Origin of the sequence: Rudaea sp. 3F27F6, from assembly GCF_005503555.1 — a bacterium.
GTDB lineage: Bacteria > Pseudomonadota > Gammaproteobacteria > Xanthomonadales > Rhodanobacteraceae > Rudaea.
Genome location: NZ_SCNG01000001.1, coordinates 793040 through 806825 on the forward strand (window position 1 = coordinate 793040; position 13786 = coordinate 806825).

Annotated in this window: 11 protein-coding genes; 9 read left to right on the forward strand and 2 right to left on the reverse strand. The window is 63.2% G+C overall.

Annotated elements, in window-relative coordinates:
- Nucleotides 1–7: 7 nt before the first annotated feature.
- Both FFS30_RS03325 and FFS30_RS03330 read right to left on the reverse strand, forming a co-directional pair.
- Nucleotides 8–475, reverse strand: coding sequence for a TlpA disulfide reductase family protein (locus FFS30_RS03325; protein WP_137911679.1), 468 nt, complete (start codon nucleotides 473–475; stop codon nucleotides 8–10).
- 27 nt (nucleotides 476–502) lie between these two features.
- Nucleotides 503–1762: a YihY family inner membrane protein gene (locus FFS30_RS03330; RefSeq protein ID WP_137911680.1), complete on the reverse strand. Its 1260-nt coding sequence runs from the start codon at nucleotides 1760–1762 to the stop codon at nucleotides 503–505.
- A 70-nt stretch (nucleotides 1763–1832) separates the two neighbouring features.
- On the opposite strand from FFS30_RS03330, the gene wrbA reads away from it, so the two are divergent.
- The 9 genes from wrbA (at nucleotide 1833) to FFS30_RS24395 (ending at nucleotide 13588) form a co-directional block, all read left to right on the forward strand.
- Entirely contained in the window at nucleotides 1833–2426 is a 594-nt protein-coding gene (gene wrbA / locus FFS30_RS03335; RefSeq protein ID WP_137911681.1) for an NAD(P)H:quinone oxidoreductase, read from the forward strand.
- Nucleotides 2423–2764 carry a DUF2069 domain-containing protein gene (locus FFS30_RS03340; protein WP_137911682.1) on the forward strand — a complete coding sequence of 114 codons (342 nt, stop codon included), beginning with the start codon at nucleotides 2423–2425 and terminating at the stop codon, nucleotides 2762–2764. Before wrbA ends, FFS30_RS03340 begins: the two co-directional genes overlap by 4 nt.
- 147 nt (nucleotides 2765–2911) lie before the next feature.
- The gene (locus FFS30_RS03345) at nucleotides 2912–4522 is read left to right on the forward strand and encodes an acyl-CoA dehydrogenase family protein (RefSeq protein WP_137911683.1); all 1611 of its coding nucleotides are present in this window, start codon (nucleotides 2912–2914) and stop codon (nucleotides 4520–4522) included.
- Between the two features lie 129 nt (nucleotides 4523–4651).
- Entirely contained in the window at nucleotides 4652–5227 is a 576-nt protein-coding gene (locus FFS30_RS03350) for an RNA polymerase sigma factor (protein WP_137911684.1), read from the forward strand.
- Nucleotides 5224–6180: a FecR domain-containing protein gene (locus FFS30_RS03355; protein ID WP_137911685.1), complete on the forward strand. Its 957-nt coding sequence runs from the start codon at nucleotides 5224–5226 to the stop codon at nucleotides 6178–6180. The genes FFS30_RS03350 and FFS30_RS03355 overlap by 4 nt, the downstream gene beginning before the upstream one ends.
- Before the next feature lie 77 nt (nucleotides 6181–6257).
- Nucleotides 6258–8744 (forward strand): TonB-dependent receptor, encoded by a 2487-nt coding sequence (locus tag FFS30_RS03360; protein ID WP_137911686.1) that lies wholly within the window; start codon nucleotides 6258–6260, stop codon nucleotides 8742–8744.
- A 208-nt stretch (nucleotides 8745–8952) separates the two neighbouring features.
- Nucleotides 8953–10653, forward strand: a complete 1701-nt coding sequence (locus FFS30_RS03365) for an ABC transporter ATP-binding protein/permease (RefSeq protein WP_137911687.1) — start codon at nucleotides 8953–8955, stop codon at nucleotides 10651–10653.
- The gene (locus tag FFS30_RS03370) at nucleotides 10650–12356 is read left to right on the forward strand and encodes an ABC transporter ATP-binding protein/permease (RefSeq protein ID WP_137911688.1); all 1707 of its coding nucleotides are present in this window, start codon (nucleotides 10650–10652) and stop codon (nucleotides 12354–12356) included. Before FFS30_RS03365 ends, FFS30_RS03370 begins: the two co-directional genes overlap by 4 nt.
- Nucleotides 12357–12385: 29 nt before the next feature.
- Nucleotides 12386–13588, forward strand: a complete 1203-nt coding sequence (locus FFS30_RS24395; RefSeq protein ID WP_283235188.1) for a LuxR C-terminal-related transcriptional regulator — start codon at nucleotides 12386–12388, stop codon at nucleotides 13586–13588.
- Nucleotides 13589–13786 lie beyond the last annotated feature (198 nt).

Here is a 13786-nt window from a genome sequence, read left to right on the forward strand (position 1 = left end):
GCGAACCTCAGGGCTTGATGATCGCGTCGAGATCCTTCATCTGGATCGGCCCGAGAAACGCCTTGGCAACGGCGCCGTCGGGGGCGATTAGATAAGTGTTCGGCAGGCCTTTGGGCGTATCGAAATCCTTCGGCGGATCGATCACGTCGACCTGGGCGACCGGATAGCTCAGCGGATGCGCCTTGAGGAATTTCTCGATGTCGGCCTTGTCGCTGTCTTCGTAGGCGAGGCCGATCGCAGCGACCTTGTCTTTGTGTTTGTCGACATACGCGGAGATGTCCGGCAGTTCCTTAATGCACGGCGAGCACCAGGTGGCCCAGAAGTTCACGATGACCCATTTGCCCTTCTGCGCGGCAAGGTCGAAGCTCTTGCCGTCGAGCGTCGTGACCTTGAGCGCGGGTTTCGCTGCGGTCGCGGCGACAGCGCTGCCGGCGGTCAGAAGAGTGGCGCAGAGCGCGACGAGAATACGTTGCATGTTTCGTCCTTCGGAATCGTCAATAACTCAGGGATTCGACCGCGCGAGCGGCGGAAAGATTTCAGCGAGCGGCATTTCGAGGTTCGCGCGCAGGCGGTCCGCAGCCGTGTCGAGCATGCGCGTCGCGACCTCGTCGGGCACTGCGTCGCCGACGGCAGGCAACGGCTCGTGCAGCGGAATGCGGTAACCGGTCGCCGCGTACAGATCGTAGAGGCTCATCGAAGCCAGGTCGCGCGCAAGCACGAAATCGCCGCGCTCACTGCGCCGGATCAGCCCGGCGCGACTCAGATCGCCGAGATATTGCTGGGTCAGCGCATCGCTGAGGAACGGTTCGCGCCGGCGCAGTTCATCCGCGGTCAGTCCTTCGCCCGTGCGCTGTGCCGCGGCGAAATGCGCAAGCACGCGCACGAGGCCGCGGAATTCGTCGCCCGCCGCGAGCTTCGGCGCGTCGGGACGGTAGTCGAACGCGGCCAGGGTCGCCGCTATCGACGCGCCGACCAGCACGATGATCCACGACAGATAAATCCAGACGATGAACATCGGCAGGATGGCCAGCGCGCCGTAAACGTCCTTGTAGCTCTTGCCGACGTAAAGCGCGAACCCGCGCTTCGCCGCTTCCGATGCGACCGCCGCGATCAGCGCGCCGATCACCGCATGGCGCACGCGCACGCGGCAGTTCGGCACCAGCACATAGATCGCGGTCAACATAAACCACGAAATCAGGAAGGGCAGCAGGCCGAGCAGGCGTGCCTTGATCTGGAACGACTCGCCGGCCTCGGCGAGCATCGGCAGCGCGAACACGTACGACGAGATCGCGAGCGCACCGACCATCAGGATCGGCCCCGCGGTGAGCACGGCCCAGTACATCAGCAGACGCGAGGTCAACGCGCGCCCGGTCGGCACGCGCCAGATGCGGTTGAATGCGTCTTCGATGCTCATCATCAACGACACCGCACTGAACAGCAGCACGAGGATGCCGACCGCCGTCGCCTTGCCTGCGTTCGCGGTGAACTGGGTGAAGTATTCCCTAATCGTGTCGCCGGCCGACGGCACGAAGTTGTCGAACATGTACTGAACGATCTTGTCCTGGTATTCGGCGAATGCCGGAAACGCGCTGAGAATGCCGAGCACCGCGGTGATCAGCGGCACCAGCGCGAACAGCGTGGTGTACGCGAGCGCACCGGCAGCCTGTGGACAGCGGTCTTCGAGGAAGCGCTGTAGCATGAAGCGGCCGAAGCTCGATGCGCGCGCGCGATCGAGAGGAACGCGTGAAAGAATCGCACTCATGGCAAACTAGCCGGCAGGTTCTCCAAGTTTCAGCCTAACCGATTCCGCAAGGCGAGTGAAATTCCGCGCGATGAGCGACATCCTGATTGTTTACTACAGCCGCACCGGCAACGTCGCCCAGCTCGCGCGCCTGGTCGCGCGCGGCGTCGAAGAAGTGCCGGGCATGCGCGCGCGTCTGCGCAGCGTGCCGCCCGTCGCGCCGATCACCGAGACCGCGGCACCGCCGGTGCCCGAAGAAGGCGCGCCGTACGCGACCCTCGCCGACTTGCGCGAATGCGCGGGCCTGATCCTCGGCAGCCCGACGCGCTTCGGCAACATGGCCGCGCCGCTCAAGCATTTCATCGACTCGACCGTCGCCGAATGGGCGTCGGGCGCGCTGGTCGGCAAACCTGCCGCCGCGTTCACTTCGACCGCAACGACGCACGGCGGCCAGGAATCGACCCTGCTCACCATGCTGCTGCCGCTGCTGCACCACGGCGCGCTGATCGTCGGCCTGCCCTACACCGAGGCGGCGCTCAATACGACGCGCGCCGGCGGCACGCCGTACGGCGCCAGCCACGTCGCCGGCGCGAACGCCGATCGCGCACTCGGCGAGGAAGCGAAAATCCTCGCGCGCGCACTCGGCCGCCGCGTCGCCGCGACCGCCGCGAAACTCGCCGCATGAACGCCGCGCTGCGTGTCGCCGTCGCGGCGTTGATCGCCCTGCTCGTACTGCAGCCGGTGTGGCATGCCTGGCTCGCGCCGCCGAAGCCGGGCTTGCTGATGCCGGCGCTTTTGCTTGCGACGGTGCCGCTGCTGTTCAGCCTCTGGGTCGCGGCGAAATCGCTGCGCCGCGGTGTGTTGCTCGGCGGCATGGTCTGCCTGTTCTACTTCTCGCACGGCATCAGCGAACTCTGGAGCGGTGCCCCGCCGCGCTGGCCCGCCGCGGTCGAAGTCGCGCTGGCCCTAATCGTCGTGCTTGCGCTAGGCTGGGACGTGCGCATGGCCAAGCGCACCTCGTAGGACTGCGAATCCCCGCGCCCGATTTCCGTCGCGTTTGAAACGAAAATCGGAGCCGCCGCGAACGAATCTCCTTCGCGCCGCGCGCGCGAAATTCGTCCCTGCGAAAAGAGACTTTGCACCGGCCGCACAACGCGTGAGGAGACCGCCATGTCTTTCGTCCAAACCGCTCCGTCGCTCGGCAACCAATACCGCGACGACGCCGTATTGCGTTCGTATCTGCGCCGCGCCGTCCCCGCAAACACGCTCGCCGCGATCGAGCCCGATCTCGATGCGCTCGGCCAATACGCGGCCGAGGCCTGGGCCGACGCGCGCGCGCGCGCGGACGAGGAGCCCGCGCTGACCCATTGGGACGTTTGGGGCAACCGCATCGACCGCGTTGACCTCACCCGCGCCTGGCGTGCCGCCGCGCCGCTCGCCGCGCAGTACGGCCTCGTCGCCGCGGGACACGAGGCTGCACATGGCGCCGCGGCACGCGTGCATCAATTTGCACTTTTATACTTGTACCATTGCCCGAGCGAATTTTTCTCCTGTCCGCTCGCGATGAGCGACGGCGCCGCGACGGCGATCAAGGCTTCGAACAACGCCGAACTCGCCGCACACGCCCTGCCGCACTTGCTGAGCCGCGATCCCGCGCAGCACTGGATCAGCGGCCAATGGATGACCGAAAACCCCGGCGGCTCCGACGTGTCGATGAGCGAGACCGTCGCGCGCCTTGTCGACGGCCAATGGCGCCTCTACGGACGCAAGTGGTTCACCTCGGCGATCAATGCACAGATGAGTCTGGCCCTCGCGCGTCCCGAAGGCGCACCGGCCGGCGCCGACGGCCTCGCCCTGTTCTACGTCGAACCGCGCGATGCGCAGGGCCGTTGGCAAAACGTTCGCCTCGACCGGCTCAAACACAAACTCGGCACGCGCGAACTGCCGACCGCGGAAATCCATCTCGACGGCGCGCCGGCACGGCTGGTCGGCGAGAGCAGCCACGGCGTGCGCGGCATCGCGCCGATGCTCAACGTGACCCGCACCTGGAACGCGATCTGCGCCACCGCCACCATGCGCCGCGCCCTCACGCTTGCCGAAGACTACGCCTTGCATCGGCACGCATTCGGCAAAGCGCTCGCCGAACAGCCGTTGCACCGCGCGACGCTCGCCAACCTGCGCGCGCAGTTCGAGGCCGCGTTCCACCTCAGCTTCCACGTCGCCGAACTGCTCGGCCTCGCCCAGACCGGCGGCGCGAGTCCGGCGCAACAAAATCTGCTGCGCCTGCTGACGCCGCTCGCAAAACTATGGACCGGCAAGCTCGCCGTGGCGATCGCATCGGAATGCTGCGAATGCTTCGGCGGCGCCGGCTACCTCGAAGACACCGGCATGCCGCGCCTGCTTCGCGACGCCCAAGTGTTCTCGATCTGGGAAGGCACGACCAACGTACTCGCGCTCGACTTCCTGCGCGCACTGCGCAGCGCCGGCGGCGCGCAGACCTTGGTCGAAGCACAGGCGCTTTGGCACGCCGAAATTTCCTCGCCCGAGCTGGCTTCCGCAGCCGGCACGGCCGCTCACCGCGCCGCGCAAGCGGCCGCAAAACTGCAGGCCCTGGGCGGCGATCGCGAAGCGCTTGAAGCACACGCTCGCGACCTCGCCCTCGCCTTCGCACAAAGCCTCGCACTGAGCCTGCAAACGCGGCACGCCGACTGGGCGCTGCGCACCGAACACGACTCCGCGCGTGCGGCGTCGGCGCAACGCTTCGCCGAGTTGCTTAGCTGACTGCGTTCAACCGCAAACACGACAACCGCCACCGCGCGCTCATCCAATTGGAGAAAAATCGTCTTTCTTGTTACGGGTTTTTCTTTCCGGCTTGTCTAGGCAGTGACCGGGATTGCGCGGGGGGCGCAAATGATCGACGACAAAGTGCTCAAAGACTGGTTCTTCCGGGAGATATTTCCGCTGGAGGCGGTGCTGACTCGATACCTGCGCCGCAACTGGCGGGATCAGGCCGAGGTAGGCGATCTACGTCAGGAAATTTATGCGCGTGTCTACGCTGCGGCACGCGAACGGCTGCCGCTGCAAGCCAAGCCGTTTCTCTTGACCGCGGCGCGCAATCATTTGATCAACAGTGCCAAGCGCGCGCAAGTTGTGTCGATCGACTATGTAACGGATTTGGAATCGTCGACTGTCGTAGCAGACGACGAGACGCCCGAACGGCAATTCGGCGTGCGCGAGGAACTGCGCCGCGTCCAGGCTGGCCTGGAGCGGCTGCCGCCGCGCTGCCGCCAAGTCGTCACCCTGCGCAAGATCGAGGGTCTGTCGACGCGCGAGGCCGCACAGAGGTTGCGCGTCAGCATCGACACGATCGAGCAGCAGATGGTGTACGGCATGCGTGCGCTGGTCGATTTCATGCTGGGCGGCACGGGCAAGATCCGGCGCAAAGCGCCGGCATCGCCGCACGACGCGAGGAAAGGTGAACCATGACAAACGCAATTCAGACCGAAGAAACTGCGGCACAGTGGCTGCTGCGACGCGAACAGCCGGAATGGACTGCCCAGAACCAGGCCGAGTTGGACGCCTGGCTCGACGCGGATGCAGAGAACAAGACGGCTTATTGGCGCCTCGAGTACGGCTGGCGCAAGGTTGACCGCATCGCTGCGCTACGCTCGCCGACCATAGGCTCGCATCGCGGAAGAAGACCGCTCCGGCACGGCTGGCGACGCTTCGCACTGATCGCGGCTTCAATCGCGGGCGCCGCGGCTTGTCTCGTCGTGTTCACAACGTCGACGGATTTCTGGAAGCACAAAACGTACGAAACCGATATCGGTGCTCGTGAAACCGTTTCTCTGAACGACGGCAGCACGATCGAGCTCAACACCGCCACCGTCCTGCGCGCGGCTGTCGATGCCAAGGTGCGCGATGTTTGGCTTGAGCGCGGCGAGGCGTATTTCGAAGTCGCGCACGACCCCTCGAGGCCGTTCATCGTGCATGCCGGTGACCGTACCATCACCGTTCTCGGCACCAAGTTCTCGGTCTGGCGCGAGGGCACTCGCGTCAACGTGTCCGTCGTCGAAGGCCGCGTCCGCGTGGACGATGCCCAATCGCGCAACGCGCCGAGCATCGTCACCAAGGGCGATGTCGTCCTCGCGCAGGGCGCATCGAATCTGATCGCGCACAAATCGGCCGGAGAGGTCGACACGACTCTGAGCTGGCGCCAGGGCCTGCTGCGTTTCGATCAATCGACCCTGGCCGACGCCGCCGCAGAATTCAACCGCTACAACCGCAAGCGGCTCGTCGTCACCGGGGCGAACGTCGCACAGATGCGCATCGGCGGCAGCTTCGAGCCGTCCAACGTCGATGCATTCGCGCGTCTGCTGCGCCAGGCTTACGGCCTCAAAATCGAAGAAAACGGCAACGAGATAAAAATTTCCGAGTGAGCGTGTTACGGCTTTTCATCGTTTTGCTGTCTTGACTTCACACGGCCGTCACGAGCCGAGGACAAGGGGAGGCAAAAATGATGCGGACGACATGGGGCAAGACGCTGGCGCTGTACGGTTTCGGCATGCTGATGCTTGGCGGGACCGCCGCGGCCCAGGTGACCAGCGGGGCGGCTGCGGCCCAGGTGCGCAGTTTCGATATCGCGAAAGGGGACTTGAAGCGCGCGCTCGACGACTACTCCCGGCAGGCCGGAGTGCAGGTCATCTACCGCATCGAAGACGTGCGCGGGGCGACCACTGCCGGAGCGAACGGCGCACTCGACGCGACGGCCGCGTTGAATGCCATCCTCGCCAAGACCGGCCTGAGCTTCAGCCGCGACAGCAGCGGGGCCATCGCCATTGTCAAGAATCCGCCTTCGGGGGCCGGTCCGGGCGGAAAGAGCACTCCATCATCGCCGGATCACGGCGGCGACGTCGGACAAACGCTCAACACGATCAATGTGACCGCAAAGGCGGAAGGTCTTGCGGCGATGCGCGTGCCGACCGAACTGCGTGAAATCCCCCAGTCCGTGTCGGTGATCTCGCAGGAACTCCTGCAACAGCAGAATGCGACCGATCTGACCAAGGCATTCGCCTGGGCCACAGGTGTTACAGCGTGGGAAACCGAAGCTGGCACAGGCTTCTCTGTGCGTGGCTTCGAAGTCAGCTCGCTGCATATCGACGGAGGTGCGTCGCTTTCGCAAAGGAGCGGCCTTCTATCTTCTTACCGCGAACTTTCCGAATTCGACCACATCGAGGTGCTGCGCGGTGCCGACGCGCTGTTCGGCGGCATCGGCGAACCCAGCGCTACGGTCAACCTGGTGCGCAAGCAACCGCTGGCGCAAACCGCAGCGAGTCTGACGGCGTCTGTGGGATCGTGGGAAAACTACCACGTCGCGGCCGATGCATCCGGCCCGCTCGGCTTCGACGGCGCACTGCGCGGCCGCGTCGTCGGCGTGGTCGACGATCAGAACTATTTCTACGACACGGCTTATCGGCGACTCATGAAGTTGTACGCGGTAGCCGACTACGATCTCGGGCAAAGCACGAAACTGACCCTCGGCGGATCGATCGAGCAATCCGATTATATTCCGGGCGGCAGCGGCTTGCCGCGCTACGCCAACGGCGCTGACGCAAAACTGCCGCGGTCCACTGCCTTAATATTTCCCTGGATGCAAAACACTTCCACCAAACCGGAAGTGTTCGCGCAACTGGAGCACCGTTTCAACGAGGACTGGAAACTCAACGCTAATCTAACGCAGATCAAGCAGAGCCAGGACGGCATCACTGCTTCGGTTAGGTCGGCGATCAATCCAGTGACGAACCTCATGAGCGGAACTCCCACGGTAAACCGCAATCATGCGTCCAGTACGCAACAGACGATCGAAGTCACCTTGACCGGCTCTTTCGAATGGCGGGACAGAAAGCAGGACTTCGCGGTTGGCCTGGATCACTCCGGCTCGAACAATTTGGGCCGGAGCCGGGGGCTCAATGTGACCGGCCCAGCGCTGAATCCATTCGCGTTCGATCCTAACGCCTACCCGGTTCCGACACCGAGTGCATTCGCGGTCAATGTAGATTCCGAGTCGGAAGGGGAGCGCTACGGCGCCTACACATCACTGCGCTTGCGCCCCTGGGATGGCCTTGCATTGATCGTCGGCGGTCGCGAAAACTACATCCGCTCCGAGTCAGGTTTTTCCCTGAGCGTAGGACCCATTCCTCTCTCGGCGAACAGCAGTAAATATACCGACACCGGCGTTATCACTCCGTACGCGGGATTTACCTACGACTTGAACCGGGAGTATTCGATCTATGCGAGTTATGCCGACGTCTTCAGTTCGAACATCGGATCTATTCGAGCTGACGGCTCAATCATCTCTCCGATGACCGGCTCCAATCTCGAAGCGGGAATCAAGGCCGCCTGGAACGAGGGGCGCTTGAACGGTTCGTTGGCGCTATTCAAAATCAAACAGGACAACTACATCACCCTGGACTTCGACCACACGAGCACGAATGCGCTTTGCTGCTATCTCACCGGGGTTAGAAGAAGCAAAGGCGTAGAAACCGAATTTAGCGGTCTGCTGACGAAAGGCTGGCTGCTCAGCGCCGGCTATACCTTCGATCTCAATCGAAACGAAGCCGGCATTGCGTTGTCCACGATAACGCCCAAACATTTGATCAAGCTCTGGACGAATTACCAGTTGCACGGCGACTGGGCGAACTGGAGCATCGGCGGGGGATTCACCGCGCAAAGCTCCAACTATCTCAGTGGCTTCGCCTGCAGTCCGTATGACCCCGTGAGTGGACAATGCGTCGGGTCAAGGCAACCGTACCGCAGCGTTCAGGGGTTTTACACCGTAGCCACGCTGCGCGCCGAGTATCGCATCAACCCACACTGGAGCGCGTCGCTCAATATCGAGAACCTGTTCGACCGCATCTACTATCAATCGATTGCAAGCCCGGTCGGAGGTAGCTGGTACGGCTCCCCGCGTAACGTGATGCTGAAAATCAACGGCTCGTTGTGAGCGGCGCAATAGGGCAGTTTCGCTGCGCGCCGCCACAAGCGCGCAGCGTCCGTATGGGAAATGCGCTTTGGTCAAGATCGAGAGGATTCGGCAGCTTGAGCTGTTCCGCCGCATCCCAGAGTTGCTTGCCTCTCGCATCGCATGTGCGAACGCACGTGAGCATCCCACGCTTCCTCGATGAATCCCGCTCGCCCCCGTCGATCCAGACATGAGCCGCAGACGCGTTGTTTTCAAGCTCGTCAGCACGCTGGTGCACTCGCCGTATCGCTGGCGCATGCTGGCAACCTTACTGCTCTCGCTCCTGATCCTCGGCATCGAACTGTGGATTGGGATACAGCTTGCATCGTTTCTCGGCCGCATCGTCGATACGCTGACGCAGCGCGATGCCGCAGGTTTTCGCACCGCGTTGCTGGGACTGTCGGGCAGTATCGCCTCCTTCTTCGTCTGCATCAGCGCCTATGTCTATTTCAGCTCGCACCTGCAGATGCAGGCGCGTACCGCGCTGACCTATCCGTGGCTGCGCGACTGGCTCGACGGCGAGGCGGTCTACCGCCTCGAGCGCGAACAGCAAATCGACAATCCCGACCAGCGCATAGCCGAGGACCTCAAACTGTTCGTGACGCACTCCCTCGGCCTGTTGATGGGCGCAGCCAATGCATTCGGCGGTGTCTTCGCCTATTCGACACAACTGTGGTCGCAGGGCGGCGAACTGGGCTTCGAGTTCGCCGGCCGTATTTGGACGATTTCGGGCTATCTGTTCTGGATCGCGCTGATCTACTCGATCGTCGATTTCGTCCTGACGCGACGCATCGCCCAGCCGCAGATCGGCCTCAATATGCAGCAGCAACACTTCGAGGCCGACTTCCGCTTCGGCATGGCGCAGGTGCGCGAGCATGCCGAGCAGGTCGCGCTGTATCGCGGTGCCGGCACTGAATTCCGCCGTCTCACTGCCTGTTTCGAAAAGGTACGTCAGAACTGGTGGCGGCTGATTGCGTACCAGCTCGGCCTGAATGTCTATAGATCGGCAATCAGCAATGTTTCCACGTTCCTGATCTTTCTCCTGCTCGGCCCACGCGTGCTGGCCGGCGTGCTCACGGTCGGCGCGATGACCACTTTGCAGAGCTTGTACGGGCAGACACTCAGCAAATTGAACTGGTTCGCCGTGTCGTGGACGGACATCGTCGCATGGTTGGCCGTAGTCAACCGTCTTGCCGAGTTCGATCGCGCCGTCAATGCGACACCACGCGGCGGCATCGAAGTCGATCCGCCGCGCGGTCCGGTACTCATGCTGCGCGGACTGTCCTTGACTTTGCCGAACGGGACTGCGCTGTCGACGATCGGAGACATCACGATCGAGACAGGACAGCGCTGGCTCGTACGCGGTCCGTCGGGCGTCGGCAAAAGTACCTTGCTGCGCGCGATCGCCGGCCTGTGGCCGCACGGCCGCGGCCGAATCCAGCCGCCACAAGCCCGCGTGCTGTTCCTGCCGCAGAAGAGTTATCTGCCATGGGATACGCTGAAAGTCGCCCTTGCCTACCCGCACTCCGCCGAATCGCTCGACGACGACGCCTGTCGGCTCGCGCTGGAAGACTGCCGTCTGCCGCGTCTGGTCTCACGACTGCATGAAAGCGATCGCTGGAGCATGCGCCTGTCGCTTGGCGAGCAGCAGCGCATGGCGTTCGCGCGCGCATTGCTGCACAAACCTGACTTCCTGTTTCTCGACGAAGCCACGAGCGCACTCGATCTCGACACCGAACGGCATCTGTACCAGTTGTTATGCGAACGGCTGCCGCAGACGGTGCTCGTCAGCGTCGCCCATCGCACCACACTGGATCCATTCCATACGCACGCGCTTGAGCTCGGGTCGGACCACCCTGCACGCACGCAGCCGGTGGAGGCGGCCTTATGAGCAGCAGCACCTGCCTACTCCGTTTCGCAACGAAGCTGCTTGCGACCCTGCTGCGCTCTTCGTATCGCCCCCGCATCCTCGCGATGCTGATCGCGGTCGGAATTCTCGCCGCAGCAAACACTTGGTTCATGCTGCAGATGGCCACGTACACCGGGCGCATCGTCGACGCACTGACCGCACGGGATGTCGACGGCTTCTATGCGTCGCTGTCGAACCTGTTCGTCGCTTCGGCCACCTTAGCCGCAAGTGCCGCCAGCTTTTCTTACTTGTCGAGCCGGGTGCTCATGGAAGCACGCACGGCGCTGACGCACCCATGGCTGAGGCTATGGCTGCACGATGAAGCACTTTACTGCATCGAGCGAGAACAGCGGCTCGACAATCCCGACCAGCGCATCGCCGAAGACCTGAAGCTCTTCCTCGAACTGTCGGTCAAGCTCGGCATCGGTGGCTACTCCGCCTTCGTCGGCCTGATCACTTTCTCGGCGACGCTGTGGCAACAAGGCGGAGCGCTGGATTTTTCCATCGCGGGTATCGCCATACATATTCCCGGCTATCTGTTCTGGTTTGCTCTGCTGTTTGCCGCCGGCAATACCTGGCTGACACAGCGGATCGCGCGGCCGCTGATCGGTCTGAACATGCAGCACCAACGCATGGAAGCGGATTTCCGCTTCGGCATGATCGCGGTGCGCGAACACGCCGAACAGATCGCGTTCTATCGCGGCACCGACGTCGAATACACGCGCCTCACTAGACGCTTCGAGCAAGTGCGACAGAACTGGTGGCGGCTGATCTTCTATGAGATGCGCCTAACTAGCTTCGCCTTAACCGTCAGTAGTTTCTCCACGTATATGCCGTATGTCTTGCTGGCGCCGAAGGTGTTGACCGGAACGATGACGATCGGCGCGATGACGGCCCTGCACACCGTATTCAGCCACGTTAAGAACGATCTGAACTGGATGGCGGGCGCGTGGGGCGACATCGTGCAGTGGCTGGCGAGTGTTCGTCGCCTGCAAGAACTGGAGATTGCGGCCGAGAGTCCGCCGAGGGCGGACGGTATCCATATCCGGCAGACCGGCGCGCCCGCACTCTCAACGCACGAATTGGAGTTGACTCTGCCGGACGGCAGCCCGCTCACCGCGATCGGCAACCTGCGCATCGATATGGGGCAACGCTGGCTGGTGCGCGGACCTTCAGGGGTCGGCAAGAGCACGCTGTTGCGCGCGATCGCCGGCCTATGGCCCTTCGGCAGCGGAACCATCGAAAAGCCCCGAGAAGGTCTGCTCTTTTTGCCGCAGAAGAGTTACCTGCCGTGGGCCGCTCTCAGGGCTACGCTTGCCTATCCCATGCCTGCCGAGAGCTTCAGCGACGACGTGTATCGACAGGTCCTATGCGATTGCCGCCTGCCGCACCTCGCCAGCCGTCTCGACGAGGTCGCACGCTGGAATCTGCAGCTCTCACCCGGCGAGCAGCAGCGCGTCGCTTTCGCTCGTGCGCTGCTGATCCGCCCGCACTTCCTGTTCCTCGACGAATCGACGAGTGCGCTGGACCCGGACACCGAGCGGCATCTCTACACGCTGCTGCACGCGCGCCTCACCGACACGGCGATCGTCAGCGTAGCGCATCGCCCTGCGCTAGCGGAATTCCATCCATATCGCCTCGACTTGGCTAGGGCTACCGCGCAGGCGCCCGCGCCGGCTGGCTGATTGCGATGACGCAGCAGAGTCCGAAATCGATGTCCGCATTGCATCCCGGCGAAGACGATGCAATGCAAGAGCGGCGCGATTTTGCGACTCCAGCGATCGGCGGCGGCTGGCCGCTGTCGCCATGGATGCCGCAATTGGCCGAACTGGCCGCCGCACACAACCTTGCCGACTACTGGAAGCGGCTCAGCGTTCTCCTCGGCAGGCTGATGCCATACCGTACCGCCATTGCGTGGAACGATTGGTCGACCGACGTCTTCGGCGAAACCCCAAGTCCGTTCGTCGCGGAAGCGGAACCTTCGATGCGCGACGCTTGGCGAAACTATCTGCTCGCGGCGGCGACATTGCATTTTTCCGGCGAGCGGCCGCCAGGCGAACCGTTCGCATTGAAGCTGATGCAGTCGGGCGCCGCCGAACAGGCCTATCGACAACTGTTCCGTCCTTCGGGTTGGGAGCACGCGCTGGTGATCCCGTTCCGTCGCGGCGGCATCGTGCGCGCGGGCATAACCTTGTTTCGCAATGCCGCGCAGGGGCCGTTCGATTCAAACGCGAGCGCGCGCCTGCGCGAGATGTACCCGCTGCTCGAAGCGCTGGCACGGCGCGTACTCGAACACGAGCAGCATCGCGCCGTGCAATCGAGCGTGCTGAATGTACTTGGCAATCTTCCCGTCGGGCTTTTGCTGCTCGACTGGGAACTCAAGCCGATCTTCGGCAACTCGGAAGGATATCGGCAGACGCAACGCTGGAACCGGCTCTCGGCGGCGACGACGGGCATCGAGAGCAAGTACGACTTCCATTTGCCCGATGCACTGCTCGCGGCCTGTGATAGCTTGCGCCAGCAGTGGGCGACGGAGGTTTTCAGCCTGCATGCTTACGAAGACGACCCGCGACGGGAAGTGGCGCACCCGCAGCAACCGGGTCTCAAGGCTGCGATCGAAATTCCGCCGTCGTACCGCGGCGGGACCGGCCTGCCCTCGTTCCTGATCCGCTATGCGGGGATGGCTGCGCGAAGCGCCGAGCCGCATGAACCCACGTCCGCACAGCTCGCCGTGCTCGCCCAGCTCACGCCGGGCGAACGCAACGTCGCCCTGCTCGTCATGCAGGGCAAGAGCAATCGCGAAATCGCGGCGCAACTGCATCGCGAAGTCAGCACGGTCAAGGATCACCTCAGCAACATCTATAGCAAGCTCGGCATCCAAAATCGTACGCAGCTTGCAGGACTGTTCGCGCCCTAGCGACCAAACCTCTGCATTTGAGGGCTTGCGCTTCGACAAGACCCGTCCGATGGCGGGTGTGTACCTGGAAAGGGTCACCTAGCATGTGCACCCATCTCCAAGACCGCGAGCACTTGGACGATTCGCGAACCGTCAATCGCGAAGTCGCCAGACACGATGCTTGCTCGCCTCGCATCACGAACGGGAAATCAAAGAGAA

Coding starts and splice junctions, on each gene's coding strand:
- FFS30_RS03340 (WP_137911682.1), top strand. CDS start 2,423: ATGAACGCCGCGCTGCGTGTCGCCGTCGCGGCGTTGATCGCCCTGCTC.
- FFS30_RS03365 (WP_137911687.1), top strand. CDS start 8,953: ATGAGCCGCAGACGCGTTGTTTTCAAGCTCGTCAGCACGCTGGTGCAC.
- FFS30_RS03350 (WP_137911684.1), top strand. CDS start 4,652: ATGATCGACGACAAAGTGCTCAAAGACTGGTTCTTCCGGGAGATATTT.
- FFS30_RS03355 (WP_137911685.1), top strand. CDS start 5,224: ATGACAAACGCAATTCAGACCGAAGAAACTGCGGCACAGTGGCTGCTG.
- FFS30_RS03330 (WP_137911680.1), bottom strand. CDS start 1,762: ATGAGTGCGATTCTTTCACGCGTTCCTCTCGATCGCGCGCGCGCATCG.
- FFS30_RS03360 (WP_137911686.1), top strand. CDS start 6,258: ATGATGCGGACGACATGGGGCAAGACGCTGGCGCTGTACGGTTTCGGC.
- FFS30_RS24395 (WP_283235188.1), top strand. CDS start 12,386: ATGTCCGCATTGCATCCCGGCGAAGACGATGCAATGCAAGAGCGGCGC.
- wrbA (WP_137911681.1), top strand. CDS start 1,833: ATGAGCGACATCCTGATTGTTTACTACAGCCGCACCGGCAACGTCGCC.
- FFS30_RS03325 (WP_137911679.1), bottom strand. CDS start 475: ATGCAACGTATTCTCGTCGCGCTCTGCGCCACTCTTCTGACCGCCGGC.
- FFS30_RS03370 (WP_137911688.1), top strand. CDS start 10,650: ATGAGCAGCAGCACCTGCCTACTCCGTTTCGCAACGAAGCTGCTTGCG.
- FFS30_RS03345 (WP_137911683.1), top strand. CDS start 2,912: ATGTCTTTCGTCCAAACCGCTCCGTCGCTCGGCAACCAATACCGCGAC.